The following is a 24823-nucleotide window of genomic DNA, read 5'->3' as shown; positions in this document are numbered from 1 at the left end:
CTGCATTACAGAGGCCAGCATAAGCGCCGAAATCTTACCAGACCGGCGCGCATGCAACCGGATGTTCCAATGTCGCGCCTCAACCCTTCCCGCCGGTCCCGGGTCGCCCCCTTCATGGCGATGGACGCGTTGCGCGACGCCAGGGCGCTGGAGCGCGAAGGGCGGCATATCGTCCATATGGAGCTCGGCGAGCCGGGGGCGCCGACGCCGAGGCGGGTGCGCGAGGCGGCCGAAGCCGCGCTGCGGGACGGGCGGTTCGGCTATGGCGAAGCGCTCGGCGACGCCGCCCTGCGCGCGCGTATCGCCGCGCATTACGGCGCGCGCTACCGCGTCGACATTCCCGCCGAACGCATCATCGTCACGACGGGCTCCTCGGGCGGCTTCATGCTCGCTTTGCTTGCCGCCTTCGATCCCGGCGCCCGCATCGCCGTGACGGCGCCCGGCTATCCCGCCTACACCAATATACTCTCGTCGCTGGGGCTCGAAGCGGTCCCGCTCCATCTCGGCCAGGAGACTCGCTTCGCGCCCACCGCCGCCATGCTCGAAAAGGCGCATCGCGTAAAGAAGCTGGACGGCGCGCTTTTCATGAGTCCGGCCAATCCGACTGGCGCCCTGATCCAATCTGAGGAACTGTCGCGCATCTGCGCCTTTTGCGACGAGGCGGAGGTGGTCTTCGTTTCCGACGAAATCTATCACGGGCTCGAATACGCCGCGCCCGCCGAGACGGCGCTGCGCTTCACGCAAAATGCGATCGTCGTGAATTCCTTCTCGAAATATTACGCGATGACGGGCTGGCGGCTCGGCTGGCTCGTCGCGCCGGACGCGCTCATGCGGCCGCTCGAACGCCTGCAGCAGTCGCTGGCGATCTGCGCCCCGACAATCTCGCAATGCGCGGCGCTCGCGGCCTTCGACGCGACGGACGAACTCGAAGAGAACCGCGCCGCTTATGCGCGCAACCGCGCGCTTCTGCTCGAACGCCTGCCGGGCATGGGCCTCGGCGAATTCGCGCCGCCCGACGGCGCTTTCTATTTCTACCTCGACATCGCCGACGTCACGGCCGATTCCATGGATTTTTGCAAACGCCTTTTACACGAGGCCGGGGTGGCGGCGACGCCCGGTCTTGATTTCGATCCAGGACGCGGCGCGACGACAATCCGCCTCTCCTATGCAGGCCCGGAAGCGGATGTCGCGGAAGGGGTCGCGCGCCTGGCGGCGTGGCTCGGTCGTCGCTGAAGATATTCCGCGTCATTCCCGGCGGGCCGAAGCCCGGCCGGGAAATCTTGGGCTGACTCGGGGCGATTCCGCGGAGCGGCGGCCGCCTCGGAAGCCTCCGGAGTCGGTGCCTGCCGAGGCGTCGCCTCGGCGGCTTCGACCTTCGGCGCTTCCTCCGGCGCGGCGGCGACGACCGGAACCGCTTCGGACGTCGGCGCCTCGGTCGCTTCGATCTGCGGCGCGCCGCTCTCGCTTACGACGGACGCGTCGGATGCGGGCTCGGCTTCCGGCGCGAAATCCGGCATATGCGCCTCGCGCGGCGAGACCTCGCCTTCGAGCGCCTGCGCGCCCTCATCCAGCGGGAACAGTTCGGACGGGTCGCGGAACTCCTCGGGCAACGGCGCGGAGCGGCGCCAACGACCCGGGCCGCGTCCCCTGCGAGGTTCGCGGTTTTCGCGCGGCGCGGGCTGACCCTCGATCGCCGCCATGAAGGCGAGGCCTTCATCGGAGGGCTGCTCGGCCTCCGGCGCCATCAGTTCGCCATTGCCGTTCTGTCCGCCGCGTCCCCGACGCCGGCGACGGCGACGCGACCGCGCCGCGCCTTCTTCGCCCTCTTCGCCGTTGAAGCGGCGCGGCTCCCTGCCCTCGCGACGACCGCCAGCGCTCGCTTCCTCGTCGCCGCCATCGGCCGCCTCTTCGTCGATCGGCGCCTCGTCTTCGAGAATCTCGTCCTCGATCGGTTCGGCCTGGATCGAGTCGACGCGCAGCGGCGCGGGCGCCGTCGGAATCCGCGGGCCTGACGCCGGCTCGCCGCGCTCCAGCGCGTGATAATTGGCGCCCGTCAGCGTATCGTCGGCGGCGACCGTGATGTGGACGCCGAAACGATTTTCCAGCGCCTGCAGATGCGCGCGCTTCTGATTGAGGATGTAGAGGGCGACGACCGCGCGGGTTCGCAGCGTCACGTCATGCGCGGCGCTCTTGAGCAGCGCCTCCTCCAGCACGCGCAGCACATGCAGCGCGATCGAGGCGGTGGAGCGGACATGGCCCGCGCCCATGCAGTGCGGACACTGCACGGTCGAGCCTTCGACGACGCCGGCGCGGATGCGCTGACGCGACATCTCCAAAAGGCCGAAATGAGAAATGCGGCCGACCTGGATGCGGGCGCGGTCGTTCTTCAGCGCATCCTTGAGCCGGCGCTCAACCGCGCGATTGTTGCGGCCCTCCTCCATGTCGATGAAATCGACGACGATGAGGCCGGCGAGATCGCGCAGGCGCAGTTGACGGGCGACTTCGTCCGCCGCCTCGAGATTGGTGCGCAGCGCCGTGTCTTCGATATTGTGCTCGCGGGTCGAACGGCCCGAGTTCACGTCGATCGCGACCAGCGCCTCGGTCTGGTTGATGACCAGATAGCCGCCGGATTTCAGCGTGACGTGATTCGAGAACATGGCGTCGAGCTGCGCCTCGACGCCCGCCTCGGCGAAGATCGGCACGGGCTCGCGATGCTGCTTCACGTTCTTTGCATGGCTCGGCATGAGCATGCGCATGAAGTCCTTGGCCTCGCGATAGGCGTCGTCGCCGGAGACGACGATCTCTTCGACGTCGCGGCCATAGAGATCGCGGATGGCGCGCTTGATCAGCGAGCCTTCTTCATAGACGAGCGTCGGCGCCGAAGAGCGCAACGTCAATTCGCGCACGCTCTCCCACAGCCTGAGCAGATATTCGAAGTCGCGCTTGACCTCGGCCTTGGTGCGCGTCGCGCCGGCCGTGCGCAGGATGACGCCCATCCCTTCCGGAACTTCGAGGTCGTGGACGATTTCCTTGAGGCGCTTGCGGTCGGCGCCGTCGGTGATCTTGCGCGAAATGCCGCCGCCGCGGGCCGTGTTCGGCATCAGCACCGAATAGCGGCCGGCCAGCGAGAGATAGGTCGTGAGCGCGGCGCCCTTATTGCCGCGCTCTTCCTTCACGACCTGGACGAGCAGCACCCGGCGCCGCTTGATGACTTCCTGGATTTTGTACTGGCGGCGCGGGCGCACGACGCGGAAAGGAGCCTCATCCATGGCGTCGCCGCCAATGTGCTCGACATGCTCTTCCTCGTCATGCTCCTCGTCGTCATGATCGTCGTCTTGCGACTCGCGCGACGGCGCGCGGGCCTCGACGGCGTCGTCGGCGTCGTCATCGCCGTCCTCCTCATGCGCGCCGGCCTCCTCGCGCTCGCGCTCTTCGTCGCGCTCGTCCTGCCGGCGAGCCTTCATCTCATGGTCGGGGGCCGACGCCTCGTCGCCAAATTCCTCGGGCGAACCTTCTTCGACCGAACCGAAGCCCGCCGGATCGACGGAGATGGTGTGATGCGTCTCCTCGAGAGCCGCAGGCTCGGCGACTTCCGCCGCCGCGACCGCCTCGGCCTCCACCTCGACGTCGGTCGGGGCGGCGTCCTCGACGGGCTCTTCGGGCGCGGCTTCCGCGACCGGGCTTTCGGCGACGGCCTCGCCAGCGGCGACCGTCTCGCCCTCGCCGGCCTCGGCGGACGCGCTCTCGCCCTCGTGGTCCTGGGCCGCCTCGATGAGAGCCTCGACGTCGACGGGCTCGCTGATCAGCGCCTCGTCGGCGGCGGCGCGCTTCTCGGCGCCCTCATGCTGCCGGCGGCGCGAGCGGCGGCGACCGCCGCCGCCATGCGGGCGATGCTCTTCCTCTTCGTGCTCGCGATGGGCGCGGCTCTCTTCCTCGAGCAGCGCCTGACGGTCGGCGACAGGGATTTGATAGTAGTCGGGGTGAATTTCAGCGAAGGCGAGGAAGCCGTGACGGTTGCCGCCGTAATCGACGAAGGCGGCCTGGAGCGACGGCTCCACGCGCGTGACCTTGGCGAGATAGATATTGCCGCGGAGCGGTTTCTTGTCGGCAGCCTCGAAGTCGAATTCCTGAACGCGGTTACCGCGCAGCACCACCACCCGGGTTTCCTCCGGGTGGGAGGCGTCGATCAGCATTTTGTTGGCCATGGGGAACTCTTTGCGGCGTTGCGCGCGCGGCGGCCGGCGGGGCGCGCCGCCGTCCGGTCAGGGACGGGGCGACCGCTTTTCGGCGCCGCGCGAAGGCGCGAACGCATCTTGTCGGAGAAAGGGGGAAAGGCCGGAGGCCTTCAACGCACTGGCCGGCGGAAGCGCCGGCGGACAGATCGCCTGAGCCGGTCTCCCGGCGCCCGTTGAGGTCGGGCGTCGAGACAAACGGCGGAAGAAGATGACGACCGAAGGCGCGACCATCGTCAGCGTCGCGGCCAACGAGGAGGGCGACATGAGGCGCGCGGCGTAAGCGCGGCTGCATCGCGCGGACGAACCGGGCGAGGCGAACCTTCGCTGCTGCGCATATCATGGTCCCGGCCATGAGATCGTCAAAAAACCTTTCGCGACGCCTGAAGGCGGCGAGTATGCGTCACAACCGGCCCAGCGGCCGCGCATGACGATAAGACGTCAGCCCATCCTAGGTCTCCGCCGGCCCGATTTGCAAGGCGCGATTGCGCCGTCGGGCTGCGTCGGCGGACTCCCACAGAGCGCAAATCCTTCATAGCGGGCGCCTGCGAAACGCGCAAGCGCCGCCGCTGCGGCGATTTCGCGCGAAAATTGCGTTTAGAGAGGAAAGAGGCCGAAGCGTGTGTGGAAGCTAACCTTCCCTTAAGAGACGCCCTTACAAAATGGTTTATAACGCAGACGCAGATTGACGCTTTTTCGCGAGACCTTGGCCATGCCGCAGCCGACTTTGCGCTGGATTTCGCGCCCCGCATCGCGCCGGGCCGGCGCGCTGGCCGCCGCGCTTGCGGCGGGCTTCGGCCTGGCCCAGGCGGCGGAAACCGCAGCGCCCGTATCCGCCGTCGCGAGCCGCGTCGAGGCGACGAGCGACCATTCCCGCCTCGTTTTCGAAATGACCGGCGCCGTGACGCCCGCCGCCCATGTCGTGGCCAATCCCGCGCGCGTCCTTGTGGATCTTCCGGAAGTCGCCTTTCGGATCGATCCCCGCGAGGGTCGCACGCCGGCGGGCTCAAAACTGATCAAGTCCTATCGCTACGGACAGTTCGCCCCCGGCCGGTCGCGGGTCGTCGTCGATCTCGCGGGGCCGGCCCGCATCGTGCGGGCGGAGAGCGAGCCGGCGGGGGATGGGGCCCGTCTCATCCTCGAGCTCGCATCGACGTCCGAAAGCCGCTTCAACGCGGAGGCCGCCGAGAACGCGGCCGCGATCGCGAAGACGGAGCCCGCCCCAACGCCGGCCGGCGTCGTCCCAGCCGCCTCGGACAAGCCCGTCGTCGTCATCGATCCGGGACATGGCGGCGTCGACATGGGCGCAACGGGCAAGCATGGCGAGCAGGAAAAGGCGATCGTCTTCGAATTCGCCAAAGTATTGGCCGCCAAGATCGAGGCGGGCGGGCGGTTGAAAGCCGTGCTCACAAGGAGCGAGGACGTCTTCCTCCCCCTCAATGAACGCGTGCGCCTCGCCCACCAGGCCAACGCCGCGCTTTTCCTTTCGATCCACGCGGATACGCTCGCTGAGGGGCATGTGGAAGGAGCCACGGTCTATACCGTATCGAACAAGGCGTCCGACGCGGAGGCGGCGCGGATCGCGGAGAAAGAGAATCTGGCCGATCAGGCGGCGGGGCTGGACGGCAAGGCCGATGTCGAGCAGGTCGGCGACATCCTCTTCGATCTCACCCAGCGCGAGACCCGCGCCTTCAGCGCCCAGTTTTCGCAAGCCCTGATTTCCCGGTGGAAGGAAGCGGGCAGCCTCAACAAGAATCCCGCCCGCTCGGCCGGCTTCGTCGTCCTGAAGTCCTATGACGTGCCGTCCGCCCTGCTGGAGCTCGGCTATCTCTCCAGTGAGAAGGATCTGGCGCGCCTCACATCGCCCGACTGGCGGGACCGCGCGGCCGGCAAGACGGCCGAGGCGATCGAAGCCTTTTTCGCCGCGCGCCAGCGCGAGGCCCGCGCGCCCGCTACGCCGTCGCGCCCACAATAAAACACAAAATCGCATTATTCGAGCAAAGGCGGAGATGGGGCGAGGCCAGCAATCTCCGAGGTGAAGCAAGAGCGCGCCGCGGCGCCGCCTCGGGGGCGGGCAATGCGGCGATAGGCCAAAGGCCACTGGTTGACGAGCGTGGGCGATGCTAAAGCAGAGCCGCGCAATGGGCGAATGAACGGGGTGTTTCCGTTTCGTGTTTGGACCCGCCCAGAATGGCGAGAGAGCCCGCGTCAGCGGCGCATCGTCCCGCGGCGCATGCGTCGGTCGTCGGCCGCTCCCTACCGAAATGGGGCGTCCCGGCGCCATATAGATCAAGGCGATGAGCCACGGGCCCTCCCCGCCCGCTGAGAGGAAGAATTTCATGCGACTTCTCGCAAGGTTTCTAGGCTTTGTGTTCGCGACCGGCACGATCGTTTTCCTGATCGGCGCCGTCGCGGTCGCGGCCCTGGTCTTTTATTACTCGAAAGACCTGCCCGACACCGCGCAGCTTCGAAACTACGAGCCGCCCGTCACGACGCGCCTCCACGCCAATGACGGATCGATTCTCGCCGAATATTCCCGCGAGCGCCGCCTGTTCCTGCCGAGCTCCGCCATCCCGCCGCTCGTCAAGCAGGCTTTCATCTCCGCGGAAGACAAGAACTTTTACTCGCATAACGGCATTGATCCGGAAGGCGTGACCCGCGCGGTGATGGTGCTCGCCCAGGGCGGCCGCCATGTTCAGGGCGCCTCGACCATCACCCAGCAGGTCGCCAAGAACTTCCTCGTCGGCAACGAACGCTCGATCGACCGCAAAATCCGCGAGGCGCTGATCTCCTTCCGCATCGAGGCCGCCTATTCCAAGGAGCGCATCCTCGAGCTCTATCTCAACGAGATCTATCTCGGCCTCGGCAATTATGGCGTCGCGGCCGCCGCGCTGAACTACTTCAACAAATCGGTCAATGAGCTGACGCTCGCCGAAGCCGCCTATCTCGCCGCGCTGCCCAAAGGTCCGAACAATTACCATCCCTTCCAGCATCGCGAGCGCGCGCTTGAGCGCCGCAACTACGTCATCGACCGCATGGAGGCCGACGGCGTCGTCACGCATGAGGAGGCGGAGAAGGCCAAGGCCGAGCCGCTCGGCGTCAATCCGCGCGCGCTCTCGCCCAACACCTATGTCGCCGGCTTCTTCGCGGAGGAGGTCCGTCGCGAGCTGCTCGGGCGCTTTAACGAGAAGGGCCTTTATGAGGGCGGCCTGTCGGTGCGCACGACGCTCGATCCCAAGATGCAGGCCTGGACCCGCAAGGCGCTCGCCGACGGCCTCGTGCGCTTCGACGAGGCGCATGGCTTCCGCGGCGCGATGAACCATATCGACATTTCGTCCGACTGGGGCGTTCCGCTCGCCAATATTCCCGCGCTCGGCGACATCAAGCCCTGGCGGCTCGCCGTCGTGCTCGACGCGGGCGACGCCGGCGCCCGCATCGGCCTGCAGCCCGGCCGCGAGGCCTCGGGCGACGTCGCCCGCGAACGCGAGACCGGCCTCCTCACGGCGGAGGGCATGCGCTGGACGGGCCGCAGCCCACGCAGCGCGCTCTCGGTCGGCGACGTGATCTATGTCGAGCCCATGGCCGGCAATCCGGGCCGCTTCCGCCTGCGCCAGATTCCGGAAATCTCCGGCGCCATGGTGGCGATGGATCCCTATACGGGCCGCGTCTTCTCCATGATCGGCGGCTTCTCCTTCGACCAGTCGGAATTCAACCGCGCGACGCAGGCGCTGCGCCAGCCTGGCTCGTCCTTCAAGCCTTTCGTTTATGCGACGGCGCTCGACAACGGCTATACGCCCTCATCCTCGATCCTCGACGAGCCGGTCTCGATCCAGCAGGCGGACGGCAGCTATTGGACGCCCGAAAACTTCGAAGGCGGCCACGGCACCGGCGCGCATCCGCTGGACCACGGCGTCGTGCACTCCAAGAACATGATGACGGTGCGCCTCGCCAAGGACGTCGGCATGCCGCTCATCGCGGAATACGCCAAGCGCTTCGGCGTCTATGACGATATGGGCCCCTATCTCTCGCTCTCGCTCGGCGCGGGCGAGACGACGCTGCTCAAGATGGTGACGGGCTATTCGATGTTCGCCAATGGCGGCAAGCGCATCAAGCCGACGCTGATCGACCGCGTGCAGGACCGCTGGGGCAAGACCATTTTCCGCCATGACGAGCGCCAGTGCCTGGGCTGCGACGCGGCGAAATGGGACAATCAGAACGAGCCCAAGCTGATCGACAAGCGCGAGCAGGTGCTCGACCCGCTCACCGCCTATCAGATCACCTCCATCATGGAGCATGTCATCCAGCGCGGCACGGGCGTCTCGATCAAATCCGTCGGCAAGCACCTCGCCGGCAAGACGGGCACGACCAACGACGCCAAGGATCTCTGGTTCGTCGGCTACTCCCCCGATCTCGCCGTCGGCGTCTATATCGGCTATGACCGGCCGCGCTCCATGGGCAGCCACGCCCAGGCCGCGTTGTTCGCCGCGCCGATTTTCCGCGACTTCATGACGGCGGCGCTGAAGGACAAGCCCGACACCCCGTTCCGCGTGCCGCCGGGCATCAAGCTGATTTCCGTGAATCCGGGCAGCGGCCTGCGCGCCAATGGCGGCGAACTCTGGGCTTTCAAACCCGGCACGGCCCCGCCCGAATCCTATTCCGGCGGCGGCGGCGGCGACGGTCCCCGTCAGCTCAACAACCAGCACGACGCCGATCAGCGCGTCGGAACGGGGACGGGCGGACTTTACTGAGCCATTTGTTTCAGCGGCCGGAGACGAGAGTTTCCGGCCGCTCTATTTTTAACGTGGTCGCTCCATCCGAATAGAATCTCATGACCGCCGACCTGGTTTTGTGCGAGAAAAGCGAGCAGGTCGCGACGCTGACGCTCAACAGCCCGGCCTCGCGCAATGCGCTGTCGCTCCAACTGCTCGGAGCGCTTTCCGCCAATCTTCGAGAACTGGCTGCGCAGGACGATATTCGCGTCGTCATTCTCCAGGCCGAGGGGCCGGCCTTCTGCGCCGGACACGACCTCAAGGAGCTGACCGCGCATCGCAACGACCCCGACCGCGGCCGCGCCTTTTTCGAGACGACGATGCGCGCCTGCTCTTCCGTCATGCAGCAGATTGTGAGCCTGCCCATCCCCGTGATCGCGGCGGTGGATGAGATGGCGACCGCCGCCGGCTGCCAGCTCGTCGCGAGCTGCGATCTCGCCGTCGCGGGGCCTCACGCGCGTTTCTGCACGCCGGGCGTCGATATCGGCCTCTTCTGCTCGACCCCGGCGGTGGCGCTCTCGCGCAATGTCGCGCCCAAACATGCGATGGAGATGCTGCTGACGGGCGTTCCGATCGGCGCCGAGGCGGCGTTGCGCATCGGCCTCGTCAATCGGGTGGAGGTCGAGGGCGCGCGAACCGGCGCGCGGACGCTCGCCGAAGAGATTGCGCGCAAGTCGCCGCAGGCGATCCGCTTCGGCAAGCGCGCCTTCTACGCCCAGCGTGAGAAGCCGCTCGCCGAAGCCTATGAGATGGCGAGCGCCGTGATGGCGGAGAATATGCTGGCGGAGGACGCCAAGGAGGGGATCGCGGCGTTTTTGGAGAAGCGCGCGCCGCACTGGCCTGAAAAGTAATCTATGAACTTTGGACGGACAATGAAGTTCTGTTAGGTTGCTCCTATGACACATCCTCTCGAGCGCATATCGATCGATCCAAATATATGCGGTGGAAAACCACGCATCAGGGGGACGCGCATCTGGGTCTCTTTGATCCTTGACTTCCTGGCGAACGGCGAGAGCGTTGCGGATATTCTATCTCACTATCCGGAATTGACGGTGGACGACGTGCGCGCGGCGCTCGCTTACGGCGCGGAGATGGCGCGTGAAAAGATTATCCCGGTTCCGCTTTCGGCGGCGGAATGAAATTCAAGCTCGACGAAAACATAGGCTCGCTCGGGAAAAGCGTATTGGAAGCCGATGGCCATGACGTAATGACCGTGGCGGAACAAAAGCTTAGCGGGTCGCCAGACGATTTGCTTTACCGGGTATGCCGCGATGAAGACCGCGTCCTCGTTACGCTCGATCACGATTTCGGGCATGTGCTGCGCTTCCCGCCGGAAGCCGTGGCCGGAATCGTGATTTTGGAAAGCCCCGGACGTCTCACACCGCAGGCGATTACTGCGCGAATGACCGAATTGGCGGCGCTGTTACGCGTTCGGCCTATCGATCGTGAGCTCTGGATCGTCGAACCGGGTCGCGTGCGTATCCGAGAACGCAGCTAACCCTACTCCCCTAAATGCCGCAGCGCCGCCGCCGCCGCGAAGGGACAGAGCGCCAGCGCGACCAGCGTGATGGCGCAGAGGATCGAGAAGGGCGACAAAAACGGCACCGTTCCGCCCGTCGCCGCCTGCGACGCCGAGACGCCGAAGATCAGCACGGGGATCGTCAGCGGCAGGACAAGGAGCGCCATGAGCAGGCCGCCGCGCCGCACGGTCACCGTCGCCGCCGCGCCGATGGCGCCGATGAGGGTCAGAGCCGGCGTGCCGACGAGAAGCGTCGCGACGACGCCGACGAGCGCCATCGTCTCCTGCTGCAGCATCAGCCCCAGAAAAGGCGCGGCGAGGATGAGCGGCAGGCCGGTCGCCGCCCAATGGGCCGCGCATTTGACCAGCACCGCCAGCTCCAGGGGAGTCTGCGAGAGATGCAGCAGATCGAGCGAGCCGTCCTCGGCGTCGGCCTGGAACAGCCGGTCGAAAGCGAGGAGGCTCGCGAGCAGCGCCGCGATCCACAGGATCGCCGGCCCGATGCGCCCCAACAGGTTGGGGTCCGGCCCCACCGCGAAGGGCACGATGGTCACGAGGGTGAGGAAAAACACCACGCCCATGGCGCCCGAGCCGCCGACGCGGCGGGCGATGCGCCATTCGCGCAGAAAAAGCGCCGCCAGCGGCGAACTCATCTCGCGCCTCCCAAGGCCAGCTCCGCGGCTTCTTCCAGGCCCAGCGGCTCATGCGTCGCGGCGACGACGATCCCGCCGAGAGCGCAATGATCCCGCATCGCCGCCGCGAATTTGCCGCGGGAGGCCTTGTCGAGAGCGGTGAGGGGCTCGTCGAGGAGCCAGATGGGCCGGAAGGCGACGAGCAGCCGCGCCAGGGCGGCGCGGCGCTTCTGCCCCGCCGACAGGGCTCCGAAAGGCGCGAGCAGCGCATGGCCGAGGCCGACGACCGCCAAAGCGTCCGGGACGGAGCGGCTGCGGCCGTCGGGCTCGCGGGCGAGATATCCCGACCAGAAGTCGAGATTCTCTTCGACGGTGAGCGCCGCCTTCATGCCGTCCGCATGGGCGAGGTAATGCGCATATTGAGGCGGCTCCGCCTCCTCGCCCGCGCCCTCCAGCGCGATCCGCCCCTCGGCGTGGGGCAGGAGCCCCGCAATAGCGCGCAGCAGGGTCGATTTTCCGGCGCCGTTGCGGCCCGTCACCACCAGCGCCTCGCCGCCGGAAACGGTAAAGCCCACACTCTGCAGCACCGGCCGGCCGCCGCGCGCGACGGCGAGATTCTCCACCCGCAGCCGCAGAGCGGAACGAAGGTCGGCATGGGGTCGATGCGGCGTCTCTTCCATGGCGCTAGCCAATAAAGAATGCCGGGCGGAAGCGCCATAGCGGCGCGAGGCCGCGCCCGCCCGCCGCGGGCATGGGCGCACTGGCGCGCAGGGGCTCGGGATGATAAGGGACGCGATCACTCCTCGGGCGCCGCAACGGCGCCCTGATTCTTCGTGAACCAAGTGCGCGCGGCGCGCCCCGGCCTTTAGGGACAGCGAATTCAGTGACGAGACACAGAAGCCTCCCGGACTACGCCTCGCGGAGATTCCGCTTCGCCGGCAACGCCCTTCTCGAATTCAGCAACCCCTTCTTCGCCCAGATCGACAAGCTCAAGGCGGATTTCGAGGCGCAGGGCGTGCATTTCGTCAGCTTCGCCAATTATGACTATCTCGGCCTCGCCAACCATCCGCGCATCCGCGAGGAGGCCAAGCGCGAGGTCGACGGGCTCGGCGTCGGGGCGCTGGCGTCGCGGCTCGTCGGCGGCGAGCGCACGACGCACACGCAGTTCGAGGCGGAGATCGCCAAATTCATCGGCATGGAGAGCGCGCTGGCGCTCGTCTCCGGCTATCTCTCCAACGTCACCACCATTTCCTATCTGATGAACGGCAAGCGCGACGCCATTTTCATCGACGAACTCGCGCACAACTCGATCGTCTACGGCGCCGAGGGCGCGCCGGCCCATGTCATCAAGTTCCGCCATAACGACATGGACCATCTTGACCATCTGCTCGCCCGGCACCGGGAGGAATATCGCAACGTCCTCGTCGTGGTCGAAGGCGTCTACAGCATGGACGGCGACACGGCCGATCTGCCGCGTCTCTGTGAAATCAAGGACAAATACAAGATCTGGCTGATGGTCGACGAAGCCCATTCGCTGGGCGTGCTGGGCGCGACGGGCCGAGGCCTCGCCGAGCATCAGGGCGTCGATCCGCGGCGCATCGACCTCATCATCGGCACGCTGTCGAAATCGCTGGCCTCCTGCGGCGGCTATATCTGCGCCAGCAAGGAAGTGATCGAGTGGTTCCGCTTCACGCTGCCGGGCTTCGTTTACAGCGTGGGCTTTTCGCCCGTCATTCTCGCGGCGGCGCGCACCGCGCTCCAGCTCATGCAGGAAGAGACCTGGCGCATCGGCAAGCTCGCACAGAACGCGGAGCTGTTCCGTCAGGTCGCGCATGAAAACGGCTTCTCCACCGGCCCCGCCATCGGCCGCGGCGTCGTGCCCATCCTCTTCGAGAGCGATCTCGAGACCATGTGGGCCGCGCGGCATCTGCTCGAAAAGGGCTATTACGTGCCGCCCGTGGTGCGCATCGGCGTTCCGAAGGACGGCCCCCGCCTGCGCTTCTTCTTCTCGGCGAATCACACCGAGGCGGAAATTCGCGGCGTCATACAGGCGTTGCGCGACATGCCGCCTGTCTCGGAGGAGGCGCAGCGCATCGTGGCCGCCGCCATGGCCGGCGCTGCGGCCTGATCGTCAGAGGAAACAGAGGCGCATGAGAATAGCGCATTGATGCACATGGTAATCGCGGCCGCCCGTCATTGCGAGCGAAGCGAAGCAATCCAGGTCGCTGCTGGATTGCTTCGTCGCTACGCTCCTCGCAATGACAGAGAGGACAATCGGGCGAACGCTGGGCATGAGCCAATCCCTCCCCTTTACGGGGAGGGTGGCCCTGTGGAGCAGGGCCGGGTGGGATTAAACCCCCACCAAATTTATTGCGGCGCGCGCCCCACCCGGCGGTCTTCGACCGCCGACCTCCCCGTAAAGGGGAGGTATGGGGCGGCTAACGTCCAAGATTGTTGTTCGCCCGATTGGGGAGCCGGGACGCTCGTGCAGGGCTGCGGCTCGATAGGCCGCGTCATCATGACGCTTTCGCATGGCCTCTCCGGAGGCTTAAGGATTTGAGCATGGCGCGAATCGAGATCGTACCGGTCGCAGGGCTGTCGCGCTTTACGACCTTCTGCAAGCTGCCGCGCCTTCTCTACAAGGGCGCGACGGGCTTCGCGCCGCCGCTCGACATTGAGCGCTGGACGACTTTCGCCCATATGCTCAACCCGCATTACAAGCTCGTCGAGGATCAGAAGTTTCTGGCGCGGCGGGACGGCGAATGGGTCGGGCGCATTTGCGCCCATGTCTATAAGGATGTGACGCCGGTCGGCGCGAGCCCGGCGCAATTCGGCGCGCTCGACGCCGTGGACGATATCGAAGTCGTGCGCGCCCTGACGCAAGCCGCGGAAGCCTGGCTGAAGGAAAAAGGCGCGACGCGGATCAACGGCCCCTTCTCGCCGACCGTCAACCATGAATGCGGCGTATTGATCGAAGGCTTCGACGCGACGCCCATGTTCTTGATGCCCTGGCATCCGCCCTATCTCTCGCGTCATCTCGAAGCGCTAGGTTATGAAAAAGCCAAGGATCTGATTTCCTACCGTTTCTCGATGGGGGATTTCGATCTTGACGAAAAGCCGCGTATCTCGACCCGCAAGGAATGGCGTGAGCGGTTGAATCTGCGCCCGATCGACAAATCGAAGCTCAAAAGCGGCGAGACGGCGTTGATGGAGGAGCTGTTCAACGACGCGTGGAGCGGCAATTGGGCATATGTGCCCTTCACCAAGGCCGAATTCGACTCCATGGCCGACGCGCTCAATTTGGTGATGCCGCCTGAATTCGGCATCGTCGCGGAGCTTGACGGCAAACCGCAAAGTTTCGTCGTCGCTTTGCCCAATCTCTTCGAGATCATCACCGATTTCGACGGAAGACTGGGCTTTTTCGGCCCGCTCAAGCTCATCGCGCGCATGAAGAGCCACAAATTCAAGAGCGCCCGCATCGTGCTGCTCGGCACGCGCAAGAAGCTGCAGAACAGCGCGACGGGCGGCGTCGTCTTCTTCTCGATGGTCGAGGAGATGCGCCGCCGCGGCAAGGGCGCGACGATCGACGCTTTCGAAGCCGGCTGGGTGCTCGAAGACAATCTCGCCATGCGCAAGCCGATCGAGATGTTCGGCGGCAAGATCGACAAGGTTCACCGCATTTACGAGAAGCGTTTTGGTTGAGTGCAAGCTCGGAGCAATCGCATGAAGGCTGGGCCGTGATCCAATCCCTCCCCTTTACGGGGAGGGTGGCCCCGCATAAGCGGGGTCGGGTGGGGTAAAGCCGCGCCGCCGCCGCTGCGGCGGAGACCCCACCCGGCGGCCTTTGGCCGCCGACCTCCCCGTAAAGGGGAGGTATTTGAGGCAACGACGCCAGAGCGCCTTCGACCCGACCACCCTCCAACCGGAAGGAAGCAAAGGCCATGAACGGCATTTCGGTCACCGCCCAGGGCGCGGATCGCTCGCATGTCGAGCGGCGCCGACTGATCCTCGAAAAATATCCGCAGGTGCGCGACCTCTTCGGCAGAGACCCGGTGACTTTCAAGATCACCGCCGGCATCTTTGTCGGCCAGCTCCTCATCGCCGCATGGATGGGCTGGCTCGGCCTCTCTTATTGGTGGCTGTCGCTCATCCTCGCCATCTGCGTGGGCGCTTTCGCCAATCACGCCAATTTCGTCATCATCCACGACGCGATTCACAATTGCGTCTTCGAAAGCCCGCTCGCCAATAAATGGACGGCGATTCTGGCGGATCTCCCCAACGCCTTCCCCACCGCGATGGGCTTCCGCTGCTACCACATCAAGCACCACTCGCATCTCTCGGCCTATGACTATGACGCCGACGTTCCGAGCCGGTGGGAAGTGGAGTGGGTCGGCAATAGCGGGTGGCGCAAGGCCGTGTGGCTCTTCGGCTTTCCCGCCATCCAGCTCGCGCGCCTGTCGCGGCTGAAGGGCACGGTGCCGATCATGGGCAAATGGACCTATATCAACATCGCCGTGATCGCCGCTTTCGATCTTTTCGTGCTCTGGGCCTTCGGCCCGAACGCCCTGCTCTATCTCTTCTTCTCCTTCTGGTTCTCGGTCGGCGGCCTGCATCCCTTGAGCGCGCGCTGGCTGCAGGAGCATTTCGCCTTCGCGCCCGACCAGGGCACGTTCGACTATTACGGCCCGCTCAACAAGGTCGCGCTCAATATCGGCTATCACAACGAGCATCACGATTTTCACGAGATCCCGTGGACGCGCCTGCCCGATCTGAAAGCCATGGCGCCGGAATTCTATGACGATCTGCGCTGCCACCGTTCCTGGTTCGCGCTGCTCGTCACCTTCATCTTCGATCCGACCTATTCGCTCGGCACGCGTTCGGAGAACGTCGCGCAAGCGGCGCGCACCGCGCCCGTCGCAGCGCCCGCGGAGTAAATCCATGTCGCAGGAAAGAACCGAAGCGCTCGACGCCTCGCCGCGCCTTTTCGAGAACGATCTTCTCGACAAGCTTTCGCGCGTGCATCACCTCACGCCGGTCGTCGTCTATACGCCGATCATTCTGGGCCTTGCCTTCTACTCGCTGTCGGAAGTCGGCCTCGGCCTGCTGCTCCTCGGCCTCGTCATCGGCTATGTCGGCTGGACGCTCACGGAATATTTCGGGCACCGCTATCTGTTCCACACGGTGTTTCCGCTGCCCTTCGGCCTCGGCCCGCGCTTTCAGTTCCTGATCCACGGCGTGCATCACATCTATCCCAACGATCCGCTGCGGCTCGTCATGCCGCCGCTGCTGTCGGCGCCGATCATGCTGATCGCGCTGACGATCATTCGCCTCATCTTCGGCGCGACCTTTGGTTGGGCGGTGCTGGCGGGCTTCATGGCCGGCTATGTGATCTATGACGGCGTGCATTACTGGACGCATCACGGCCAGCCGACCTCCGACCTCGGCAAGATGGTGAAGCGGCTCCACATGCTCCACCATTTCCGCGACGCGGAGAAGGGTTTCGGCGTCCACGCCATCTGGTGGGATTATGTGTTTGGCACGGCCTATCAGAAGGGCGATACGCCGGGGTCGAAGGCGGTGTGACTCCCTCTCCCCGCAGGCGGGGAGAGGGTTGGGGTGAGGGGCAAAGCGATATTCAATGAGGTCGTGGCCGGCGCCGCCATCGCGATTGTCGCCTTGCCCCTCACCCTCGCTTCGCTCGACCTCTCCCCGCAAGCGGGGAGAGGTTAGGAGCCCTGCCCCGTCCGCACAAACCACTCGTCCTCGGTAATCACCTCGATCCCAAGCTCCTGCGCTTTCGCGAGCTTGGACCCCGCGCCCGGGCCCGCGACCACAAGATCCGTCTTCTTCGACACCGACGCCGCCACTTTCGCGCCGAAGCGCTCGGCCTGCGCCTTGGCCTCGTCGCGGGTGAGGCGCTCGAGCGAGCCCGTGAACACCACCGTCTTGCCGGCGACGGGCGAGGACGACGCGATTTCCGGCATCGGCTCCAGCGTGACCTGTTTCAGCAGCGCGTCGATCTCTTTTTCATTGTGCGGCTCGGCGAAGAAATCGTGTAGCGCCTCGGCGACGACCGGCCCGACGCCGTCAATGCAGTCGATGCGCGCGCGCGCCTCCGTTCCGGGCGCGGCCTCGCGCGCCGTCTCGCGTAAGGAGTCGAAATCGCCGAAATGGCGCGCGAGACGGCGGGCGTTGGTCTCGCCAATGTGGCGGATGCCGAGCGCATAGAGAAAGCGGTTGATGGCGATCATCCGCCGCGCCTCGATCGCCGCGAAGAGATTGCGCACCGAGGTCTCGCCGAAGCCCTCGCGATTTTTGATCTTCGCGAGACTCGCGCGATCGCGCTCTTCCAGCGTGAAAATATCGGAGGGCGTTCGGATCAGGCCCTCCTCGAAGAAATATTCGATCTGCTTGTCGCCGAGCCCCTCAATGTCCAAAGCGTTGCGCGAGGCGAAATGCTTCAGGCGCTCCACCGCCTGCGCGGGGCAGACGAGCGAGCCCGTGCAGCGGCGCACGACGTCGGCGGTCCCGGTCTTCTCGTCGATCTCGCGCAGCGCCGCCGAGCCGCAGCGCGGGCAGACATGCGGGAATTCGTAAGGCTTCGCGCCGTGTGGCCGCTTGTCGACGACGACCTCCACAATCTGCGGAATGACGTCGCCGGCGCGCTGCACGACAACCGTGTCGCCGACGCGGACGTCCTTGCGCGCGATCTCGTCTTCATTGTGCAATGTGGCGTTCGACACGACGACGCCGCCCACCGTCACCGGCTCCAGCCGCGCGACGGGCGTCAATGCGCCCGTGCGGCCGACCTGTATCTCGATGCCGTGCAGAATGGTCGTCGCGCGTTCGGCGGGGAATTTATGCGCGACGGCCCAGCGCGGCGCGCGCGAGACGAAGCCGAGCCGCTCCTGAAGCGCGATGTCGTCGACCTTGTAGACGACGCCGTCGATATCGTAGCCGAGCGTCGCGCGATCCGCTTCGATGGCGTGATAATGGGCGAGCATTTCTTCGACGCTCGCGCAAAGCCGCGTGCGCGGATTGACCATGAGGCCGTATCGCTGGAAGGCCTCCAAGACGCCCCATTGGGTCTTCGCAGGAAGCGCGCTCGCTTCGCCCCAGCCATAGGCGAAGAAATGCAGCGGGCGCTCCGCGGTGATGCGCGAATCGAGCTGGCGCAGCGAACCGGCCGCCGCGTTGCGCGGATTGGCGAAGACCTGCCTGCCCGCCGCGCGCTGCCGCTCGTTCAAGGCGGCGAAGTCGGCATGCGTCATATAGACCTCGCCGCGCACTTCGAGCACCTCCGGCGCGCCGTCATGCAATCGCTGCGGGACCTCTTTCAGCGTGCGGATATTGGCGGTGACGTCCTCGCCTTCATAGCCGTCGCCGCGCGTCGCGGCCTGCACGAGATGGCCGCGCTCATAGCGCAGGGAGCATGACAGGCCGTCGATTTTCGGCTCGGCGGTGCAGGCGACCGTCGCGCTCTCTGCAAGACCGAGAAAGCGGCGCACGCGCGCGATGAAATCGCGGACTTCCTCATCGGAGAACACATTGCCGAGCGAGAGCATCGGCACGGCGTGCTTCACCTTGGCGAATTTCTCGCTCGGCTTCGCGCCGACCTTCTTCGTCAGCGATTCCGCGGTGACGAGCTCGGGAAAGAGCTGCTCCAACTCTTCGTAGCGCCGGCGTGCGGCGTCATATTCCGAGTCCGGAACGAGGGGCGCGTCTTCTTGGTAATAGGCGCGGTCGTAACGGGCGATGTCCTCGCCGAGCCGCGCATGTTCGGCGCGGGCGTCGGCGGGCGATATTTCTCCAAGGGGACTGGGATGCGCGGCGGGTCTCTTGGTCATGTGCAATGCGGCTCGACTCCGTCATTGCGAGCGAAGCGAAGCAATCCAGACCGAGATTCACAAGGTCGCCCACCCCTCACCCCAACCCTCTCCCCGTAAACGGGGAGAGGGTTGGGGTGAGGGGCAAAGCCGCGGTCACGACCCTCTGGATTGCTTCGCTTCGCTCGCAATGACGGTGGAAAACGAAGCGTTCGCGCGCAGCCTATCTCTTTCCGCGCGCCGCCGCGAGGCCCTATGCCGCCGCCTCCGGCGCCGCGCCCACAAGCCGCCGCGCTTCCTGCGCGCTGATGGGACGGCCGAAGGCGTAGCCCTGCGCATAGCCGCAGCCGAGCTGGTAAAGCTCGATCGCGTCGGCCTCGGTCTCCGCGCCTTCCGCCACGACGTCCATGCCGAGATCCTGCGCGAGGGCGACGATCGAGCGCAGGATGACGGGGCGCGCGCCCTTGCCGCTCTGCTTCACGAAGCTGCGGTCGATCTTGATCGTGTCGAAAGGGAAGCGCTGCAAATAGGCGAGCGAGGAATAGCCCGTGCCGAAATCATCCAGCGAGAGGCCCGCGCCGAGCTCCTTGATGCGGGTCAGCATCTGAGCGGCGTATTCCGGATTCTCCATCACGAGGCTTTCGGTCAGCTCCAGCTTGAGGCTGCCCTTCGTCACGTCGTGGCGAAGAAGCACGCTCTTCACGTCGCGCAGCAAATCGTGCCGAAGCAATTGCCGCGAGGAGACATTGACCGAAGCGAAGATCGGCGGGTCGACGGCGAGGGCGCGCTGCCAGGCGGCGAGCTCACGCGCCGTGCGTTCGAGCGCCAGCAGGCCGAAATCGATGATGAGGCCCGTCTGCTCGGCGATCGGAATGAAGTTGGCGGGTTCGAGCCGGCCGAGCCTCGGATGATCCCAGCGCAGCAGCGCCTCGAAGCCGGCGATGGTGCGGTCTTCGAGCCGCACGATGGGCTGGAAGAAGACCTTCACCTCGCCGCGCTCCAGCGCCCGGCGCATGTCGGCTTCCAGCGTCAGGCGATCCGAGCGCTGCGCGCGCATCGACGGGCGGAAGACCTCAATGCGGTTGCCGCCCGTGCGCTTGGCGTAGCGCATGGCGATCTCCGCGTCCTCGACCATGTCCTCCGCGCCCGGATGCATCTGCTGATCGTAGAGCGCAATGCCGATGGAGGCGAAGAGCGCAATCTCGCGATCCGTGAAGCGCACCGGCGTCGCGAGCGAACGGCGGACGGAATCAGCGAGATTGATCACATGGTCGGCATGCGTTTCGGAGGCGAGGATAATCGCGAATGTATCGCCATTGAGGCGGGCCAGCGTGTCCTGCGGCTGCAACAGACGCGTGAGGCGGTGCGCGACCGTCAGCAGGATGCTGTCGCCCATGGCGATGCCGACCTGCTCGTTGATCTGTTTGAAGCGGTCAATGTCGATGACGAGCACCGTGGGCCGCACGTCCTTCTCCATGCGCGCGAAGACGAGCGCCGCTTCCAGACGGTCGAAGAACAGCTCGCGATTCGGCAGGCCCGTGAGATTGTCGTGCACGGCGTCGTGCAGCAGCCGCTCCTGCGCGTTGCGCTCGTCGGTGACGTCGGTGAGCGTGCCGACGACGCGGATCACCTCGCCGTCCGGTCCAACCACAGGCCGCGCGCGCAGGCGATAGGCCAGATAATGGCCGTCAGCGGCGCGCAGGCGGAATTCCTGATTGATTCGTCCCCGACGCTGCTCCAGCAGCGCGTCGAGACAGGCGCGGTAGCGGTCCTGCTCGAAGGGATGCAGCAGATCCAGCCAGGAGGAGGCCGCGCCTTCGAGCCCGCCGCGGTCGAGGCCGAGCGCCGCCTCGATCTCCGGGCTCACATAGATATGGTCGGAGGGCACGTCCCAGTCGAAGACGATTTCATTGGCGCCGGTCATGGCCAGCGCCTTGCGCTCCACGTCGCTGATCGCGCCATGTGAGAGTCCGCCCGTCGCAAAGGCGTTCTGCATCACCGTGAAGCCGATCAGCATGACGATAAGCACGAGGCCGCCGACAAGGGCCGGCGAGACGAGGTCGTTCGTCATCCAGCCGGCGACCGCGAAGCCCGCGGTCGCGACCCAGACCACGAGCAGGAACCAGGTCGGGATCAGCATGATCGCACGGTCGAATCCGTGCGAGGCGAGATAGAGCACGAGAACGAAGCCGACGACGGCGACCGTCGCGAGGGAGATGCGCGCGACGCCCGCCGCGACCGGCGCGTCGAACACCGCGAGGCCGACGAGATCGAGCAGAATCAGCAGCCACAGCGCGACGACGTGCCAGGCGCGCACATGCCATCGATTGAGATTGAGATAGGCGAAGAGGAAGACGACCAGCGTCGCGGAGAGCACCGTCTCGGCGCCGGCGCGCCAGATGCGGTCGGCGTCGGCCCCGGCGCCGAAAATCTTGTCCCAGAAGCCGAAATCGATGCAGACATAAGCGAGCACCGCCCAGGCGAGGGCCGCCGCCGCCGGGAAGATGACGGCGCCCTTCACCACGAAGACGATGGTGAGAAAGAGCGCGAGCAGGCCGGCGATGCCGATGACGATGCCCTTGTAGAGCGTGAGGCTCGTCACCTTGTCCTTATAGGCCTCGGGCTCCCACAGATAGAGCTGCGGAAGGTTGGGCGTGCGCAGCTCGGCGACATAGGTGATGGTCGTGCCGGGATCGAGCGTGAGGCGGAAGACGTCGGCGTCGGCGGAGTCCTCGGCCTCGGGCGGGAAGCCCTGGCTCGCGGTGATCGCCGAGATGCGGGTGGAGCCGAGATCCGGCCAGATCACGCCGGAACCCTGAAGGCGGAAATGCGGCGCGACGATAAGACGCTCGATCTGCTCGTCCGTATCGTTCGTCAGCGCGAAGACGATCCAGTTCGGACGGCTGCCCGCCTCGCGGGCGCCGACTTCGATGCGGCGCACAATGCCGTCCGAGCCCGGCGCGGTGGAGACCTGCAGGCGGTCGCTCTGGGAATAATGCTTTTCAACCACATGGGTGAGGTCGATGGCCCGCGCGCCTTTGGGGACGCGGATCGATTCCACGGCCAGAGCCGAGGCGGTCGAGACCAGGAGGACGAAAAAGGCGATCAGAAGCTTTTGGAGACGCATTCTCTTCTCGGCTGCAGGCCTGCCATTCGGCGCTCGACCTCGCGAGCGGCCGTCATTATTCTCTGATCGCGGCTACGGCGCGACAATTGCTGGGCCAGAAAATGCAACTTGCGGCTGTCCAGCGCGCCGGATGCCGGAAACTTTCGACGAAAGCTTGCGCCGCGCCCCAGAGGCGCCGCAATCGTTGAAGCTTCTGTTAAAATCAGTAGAGCCTCCGGCCGCGTTCCGCAAGTCGATTCAAACCTGGCTCAAATAGCGGTATGGTCCTTGCGAGAGGAGTTCGGCTGCGCTTGCGGATGGCGGAAGCCGTCAATATACGCTTGAGGGACGTCAGCGACGCGGCGCGCGCGCGGATTTCCAAAACGGGTGAAATTCTATTTTCGCGACGGCTCCGCCGCGGGCGTCGCGCTGTGGATGGGAATGGATCGGATGCGTAGCGCTCTTGGCGGTCCCCGCCTGCTGCTGCGCCGGCTGCGCGAGATCAGCGCGGAGCCGGTGAGCGCGCAGACGCGTCTCGACAAGATCGTCGTGCAGATCGCCGCCAACATGGTCGCCGAGGTCTGCTCCGTCTATGTGCTGCGGGCCGATTCGCGTCTCGAACTCTACGCCACCGAGGGCCTCAACCGGGAGGCGGTCCACCAGACGACCATGCATGCCGGCGAAGGTCTCGTCGGCCTCATCGCGCGCAGCGCCGAGCCCCTCGCCCTCTCCGAGGCGCATGACCACCCCGCCTTCGCCTATAAGCCGGAGACGGGCGAGGACGCCTATCATTCCTTCCTGGGCGTGCCGATCCTGCGCGGCGGCTCGACGCTCGGCGTCCTCGTCGTCCAGAACAAAGTCCGGCGCGTCTATTCCGAGGAGGAGGTCGAGGCCCTTCAAACGACCGCCATGCTGCTCGCGGAGCTCATCGCATCCGGCGAGCTGCAGGCGATAGAGGACCCACGCGACCTCGCCCTTTACCGCCCCGCCTCCTTACGGGGCGCCGCCATGTGCGACGGGGTCGGGCTCGGCCATGTTCTCCTGCACGAGCCGCGCGTCGTCGTGAAGCAGCTCGTCGCCGAGGACCTTTCCCGCGAATTGACCCGTCTGGAGCAGGCGGTAGACGCCATGCGCGCCTCGATCGACGAGCTCGTCGCGCATGGCGACCGCATGGGCGCGGGCGAACATCGCGACGTTCTCGAAACCGTCCGCATGGTCGCCTATGATCGCGGCTGGGTGCGCCGGCTGCGCGAAGCGGTGAAATCCGGCCTGACAGCGGAAGCCGCGGTGGAGCGCGTCCAGAGCGACGCGCGCGCGCGCATGCAGCGCCAGACCGACCCCTATCTGCGCGACCGCCTGCACGATCTCGACGACATCGCCAATCGGCTGCTGCATCAGCTCACCGGCCAGAGCTATGTCGCCGATCGCGACAGCGTGCCGGAAAACGCCATCATCGTCGCGCGCACCATGGGCCCCGCGGCGCTGCTCGACTATGACCGCGCGCGGCTGCGCGGGCTGGTGCTGGAGGAAGGCGGCCCCTCGAGCCATGTCGCGATCGTCGCGCGCGCGCTCGGCATCGCGACCGTCGGCCTCGTCGCGGGCGTCATCGACCTCGTCGAGACGGGCGACCCGATCATCATCGACGGCTCGACCGGCGAAGTGCATGTGCGTCCGCAGCCCGACGTGCAGAGCGCCTACGCCGAAAAGGCCCGCCTGCGCGCGCGCCGGCAGGAGCAATACGCCAAGCTGCGCGACGTGCCCGCCGTCACGACCGACGGCGTGCAGATCGCGCTGCATATGAATGCGGGCCTCGCCATCGACGTGCCGCATGTGCACGAAACGGGCGCGCAATCGATCGGCCTTTTCCGCACCGAGCTGCAATTCATGCTCGCCCCGCGCTTTCCGCGGATGGACGAGCAATATCGCTTCTACAAGGGCGTGATGGACGCGGTGCCGGATCGTCCCGTCACGTTCCGCACGCTCGACATCGGCTCCGACAAGATCCTTCCCTATATGGCGAAGATCGACGAGGAGAATCCGGCGCTGGGCTGGCGCGCGATCCGTATCGGGCTCGACCGGCCGGGCCTGTTGCGCATGCAGCTCCGCGCCATGCTGAAGGCGGGCGCCGGACGCAATCTGCGCGTCATGTTCCCCATGATCGCCAATGTCGCGGAATTCGAGGCGGCGAAGTCCATCGCGCTGCGCGAACTCGACCATGTCAGGCGCCACGGCTATCTCGAGCCGAGTTCGCTGCATCTCGGGGCGATGGTCGAAGTGCCCTCGCTGCTGTGGGAGCTCGAGCTCATCGCCGAGCGCGCGGATTTCCTCTCGGTCGGGTCGAACGATCTCGTGCAATACATGTATGCGGCCGACCGCGACAATACGCGCGTCTCGAAGCGCTACGACAATCTTTCCCCGCCCGTGCTGCGCGCGCTGGAGCGCATCGCCGACGCGGGACGCCGCGCCGGAACGCCTGTGACGCTGTGCGGCGAGATGGGCGGCCGACCGCTCGAGGCGCTCGCCCTGCTCGGAATCGGCTACCGCTCGCTCTCAATGTCGCCCTCGGCGATCGGTCCGGTGAAATCCATGATCCTCGGCGTCGATCTCGCCGAAACGCAGGCCTATCTGAGCGCCTTGCTGACGGAGAATGACGGCGCGCCCTCGCTGCGGGAGAAGCTGCGCGACTTCGCGCTGACGCGCAACATTCCGCTGTAGCGACGCCTCCGCCCTCGCTCATCA

General features: G+C 66.0%; 16 protein-coding genes. 11 read left to right on the top strand and 5 right to left on the bottom strand.

Annotation, left to right across the window (positions count from 1 at the left end):
• The first annotated feature begins 51 nt into the window (after positions 1-51).
• Entirely contained in the window at positions 52-1233 is a 1182-nt protein-coding gene (locus tag MMG94_RS16970) for a pyridoxal phosphate-dependent aminotransferase (RefSeq protein ID WP_040579197.1), read from the top strand.
• On the opposite strand, the gene MMG94_RS16965 is transcribed toward MMG94_RS16970, so the two are convergent.
• A complete protein-coding gene (locus tag MMG94_RS16965) occupies positions 1164-4205 on the bottom strand; it encodes an Rne/Rng family ribonuclease (protein WP_270109943.1) in 3042 nt (1013 codons plus the stop codon). The genes MMG94_RS16970 and MMG94_RS16965 overlap by 70 nt on opposite strands.
• A 739-nt stretch (positions 4206-4944) precedes the next feature.
• Here MMG94_RS16965 and MMG94_RS16960 point away from each other — a divergent pair.
• The 5 genes from MMG94_RS16960 (at position 4945) to MMG94_RS16940 (ending at position 10499) form a co-directional block, all read left to right on the top strand.
• Positions 4945-6207 carry an N-acetylmuramoyl-L-alanine amidase gene (locus tag MMG94_RS16960; protein WP_040579201.1) on the top strand — a complete coding sequence of 421 codons (1263 nt, stop codon included), beginning with the start codon at positions 4945-4947 and terminating at the stop codon, positions 6205-6207.
• Positions 6208-6571: 364 nt separating this feature from the next.
• On the top strand, positions 6572-8980 hold the full coding sequence (locus MMG94_RS16955; RefSeq protein ID WP_026016220.1) for a penicillin-binding protein 1A: 2409 nt from the start codon (positions 6572-6574) through the stop codon (positions 8978-8980).
• An 80-nt stretch (positions 8981-9060) separates the two neighbouring features.
• Positions 9061-9852 carry an enoyl-CoA hydratase gene (locus MMG94_RS16950; RefSeq protein WP_016919802.1) on the top strand — a complete coding sequence of 264 codons (792 nt, stop codon included), beginning with the start codon at positions 9061-9063 and terminating at the stop codon, positions 9850-9852.
• 45 nt (positions 9853-9897) lie between these two features.
• The gene (locus MMG94_RS16945; protein WP_026016219.1) at positions 9898-10140 is read left to right on the top strand and encodes a DUF433 domain-containing protein; all 243 of its coding nucleotides are present in this window, start codon (positions 9898-9900) and stop codon (positions 10138-10140) included.
• Positions 10137-10499 carry a DUF5615 family PIN-like protein gene (locus tag MMG94_RS16940; protein WP_016919800.1) on the top strand — a complete coding sequence of 121 codons (363 nt, stop codon included), beginning with the start codon at positions 10137-10139 and terminating at the stop codon, positions 10497-10499. Before MMG94_RS16945 ends, MMG94_RS16940 begins: the two co-directional genes overlap by 4 nt.
• 2 nt (positions 10500-10501) lie before the next feature.
• On the opposite strand, the gene ccmB is transcribed toward MMG94_RS16940, so the two are convergent.
• A complete protein-coding gene (ccmB, locus tag MMG94_RS16935; RefSeq protein ID WP_016919799.1) occupies positions 10502-11173 on the bottom strand; it encodes a heme exporter protein CcmB in 672 nt (223 codons plus the stop codon).
• The gene (ccmA, locus tag MMG94_RS16930) at positions 11170-11832 is read right to left on the bottom strand and encodes a heme ABC exporter ATP-binding protein CcmA (RefSeq protein ID WP_016919798.1); all 663 of its coding nucleotides are present in this window, start codon (positions 11830-11832) and stop codon (positions 11170-11172) included. Before ccmA ends, ccmB begins: the two co-directional genes overlap by 4 nt.
• Positions 11833-12035: 203 nt before the next feature.
• Here ccmA and MMG94_RS16925 point away from each other — a divergent pair, with 203 nt between their 5' ends.
• From MMG94_RS16925 to MMG94_RS16910, 4 genes are all read left to right on the top strand, one after another.
• Positions 12036-13280 carry an aminotransferase class I/II-fold pyridoxal phosphate-dependent enzyme gene (locus MMG94_RS16925; RefSeq protein WP_016919797.1) on the top strand — a complete coding sequence of 415 codons (1245 nt, stop codon included), beginning with the start codon at positions 12036-12038 and terminating at the stop codon, positions 13278-13280.
• Positions 13281-13714: 434 nt separating this feature from the next.
• Complete coding sequence (locus MMG94_RS16920) at positions 13715-14854, top strand: hypothetical protein (RefSeq protein ID WP_016922190.1); 1140 nt, start codon at positions 13715-13717, stop codon at positions 14852-14854.
• A 239-nt stretch (positions 14855-15093) separates the two neighbouring features.
• A complete protein-coding gene (locus MMG94_RS16915; protein WP_016921874.1) occupies positions 15094-16086 on the top strand; it encodes a fatty acid desaturase in 993 nt (330 codons plus the stop codon).
• 4 nt (positions 16087-16090) lie between these two features.
• Positions 16091-16735: a sterol desaturase family protein gene (locus MMG94_RS16910; protein ID WP_016921873.1), complete on the top strand. Its 645-nt coding sequence runs from the start codon at positions 16091-16093 to the stop codon at positions 16733-16735.
• 143 nt (positions 16736-16878) lie between these two features.
• Here MMG94_RS16910 and ligA read toward each other — a convergent pair whose 3' ends face one another.
• Together ligA and MMG94_RS16900 are read right to left on the bottom strand one after the other, a co-directional pair.
• Positions 16879-18999 (bottom strand): NAD-dependent DNA ligase LigA, encoded by a 2121-nt coding sequence (gene ligA, locus MMG94_RS16905; protein ID WP_016921872.1) that lies wholly within the window; start codon positions 18997-18999, stop codon positions 16879-16881.
• Between the two features lie 232 nt (positions 19000-19231).
• Positions 19232-22105, bottom strand: a complete 2874-nt coding sequence (locus MMG94_RS16900) for an EAL domain-containing protein (protein WP_016921871.1) — start codon at positions 22103-22105, stop codon at positions 19232-19234.
• A 429-nt stretch (positions 22106-22534) separates the two neighbouring features.
• Here MMG94_RS16900 and ptsP point away from each other — a divergent pair, with 429 nt between their 5' ends.
• Positions 22535-24799, top strand: coding sequence for a phosphoenolpyruvate--protein phosphotransferase (gene ptsP, locus MMG94_RS16895; protein WP_026016528.1), 2265 nt, complete (start codon positions 22535-22537; stop codon positions 24797-24799).
• Positions 24800-24823 lie beyond the last annotated feature (24 nt).

It is taken from the genome of Methylocystis parvus OBBP, assembly GCF_027571405.1.
Lineage (GTDB): Bacteria > Pseudomonadota > Alphaproteobacteria > Rhizobiales > Beijerinckiaceae > Methylocystis > Methylocystis parva.
This window is presented reverse-complemented; position numbering and strand designations above follow the sequence as displayed.

Bases quoted from the DNA above. Each gene is read 5' to 3' on its own strand.
- MMG94_RS16970 (WP_040579197.1), top strand. From the start codon at position 52: ATGCAACCGGATGTTCCAATGTCGCGCCTCAACCCTTCCCGCCGGTCC.
- MMG94_RS16965 (WP_270109943.1), bottom strand. From the start codon at position 4,205: ATGGCCAACAAAATGCTGATCGACGCCTCCCACCCGGAGGAAACCCGG.
- MMG94_RS16960 (WP_040579201.1), top strand. From the start codon at position 4,945: ATGCCGCAGCCGACTTTGCGCTGGATTTCGCGCCCCGCATCGCGCCGG.
- MMG94_RS16955 (WP_026016220.1), top strand. From the start codon at position 6,572: ATGCGACTTCTCGCAAGGTTTCTAGGCTTTGTGTTCGCGACCGGCACG.
- MMG94_RS16950 (WP_016919802.1), top strand. From the start codon at position 9,061: ATGACCGCCGACCTGGTTTTGTGCGAGAAAAGCGAGCAGGTCGCGACG.
- MMG94_RS16945 (WP_026016219.1), top strand. From the start codon at position 9,898: ATGACACATCCTCTCGAGCGCATATCGATCGATCCAAATATATGCGGT.
- MMG94_RS16940 (WP_016919800.1), top strand. From the start codon at position 10,137: ATGAAATTCAAGCTCGACGAAAACATAGGCTCGCTCGGGAAAAGCGTA.
- ccmB (WP_016919799.1), bottom strand. From the start codon at position 11,173: ATGAGTTCGCCGCTGGCGGCGCTTTTTCTGCGCGAATGGCGCATCGCC.
- ccmA (WP_016919798.1), bottom strand. From the start codon at position 11,832: ATGGAAGAGACGCCGCATCGACCCCATGCCGACCTTCGTTCCGCTCTG.
- MMG94_RS16920 (WP_016922190.1), top strand. From the start codon at position 13,715: ATGGCGCGAATCGAGATCGTACCGGTCGCAGGGCTGTCGCGCTTTACG.
- MMG94_RS16915 (WP_016921874.1), top strand. From the start codon at position 15,094: ATGAACGGCATTTCGGTCACCGCCCAGGGCGCGGATCGCTCGCATGTC.
- MMG94_RS16910 (WP_016921873.1), top strand. From the start codon at position 16,091: ATGTCGCAGGAAAGAACCGAAGCGCTCGACGCCTCGCCGCGCCTTTTC.
- ligA (WP_016921872.1), bottom strand. From the start codon at position 18,999: ATGACCAAGAGACCCGCCGCGCATCCCAGTCCCCTTGGAGAAATATCG.
- MMG94_RS16900 (WP_016921871.1), bottom strand. From the start codon at position 22,105: ATGCGTCTCCAAAAGCTTCTGATCGCCTTTTTCGTCCTCCTGGTCTCG.
- ptsP (WP_026016528.1), top strand. From the start codon at position 22,535: ATGCGTAGCGCTCTTGGCGGTCCCCGCCTGCTGCTGCGCCGGCTGCGC.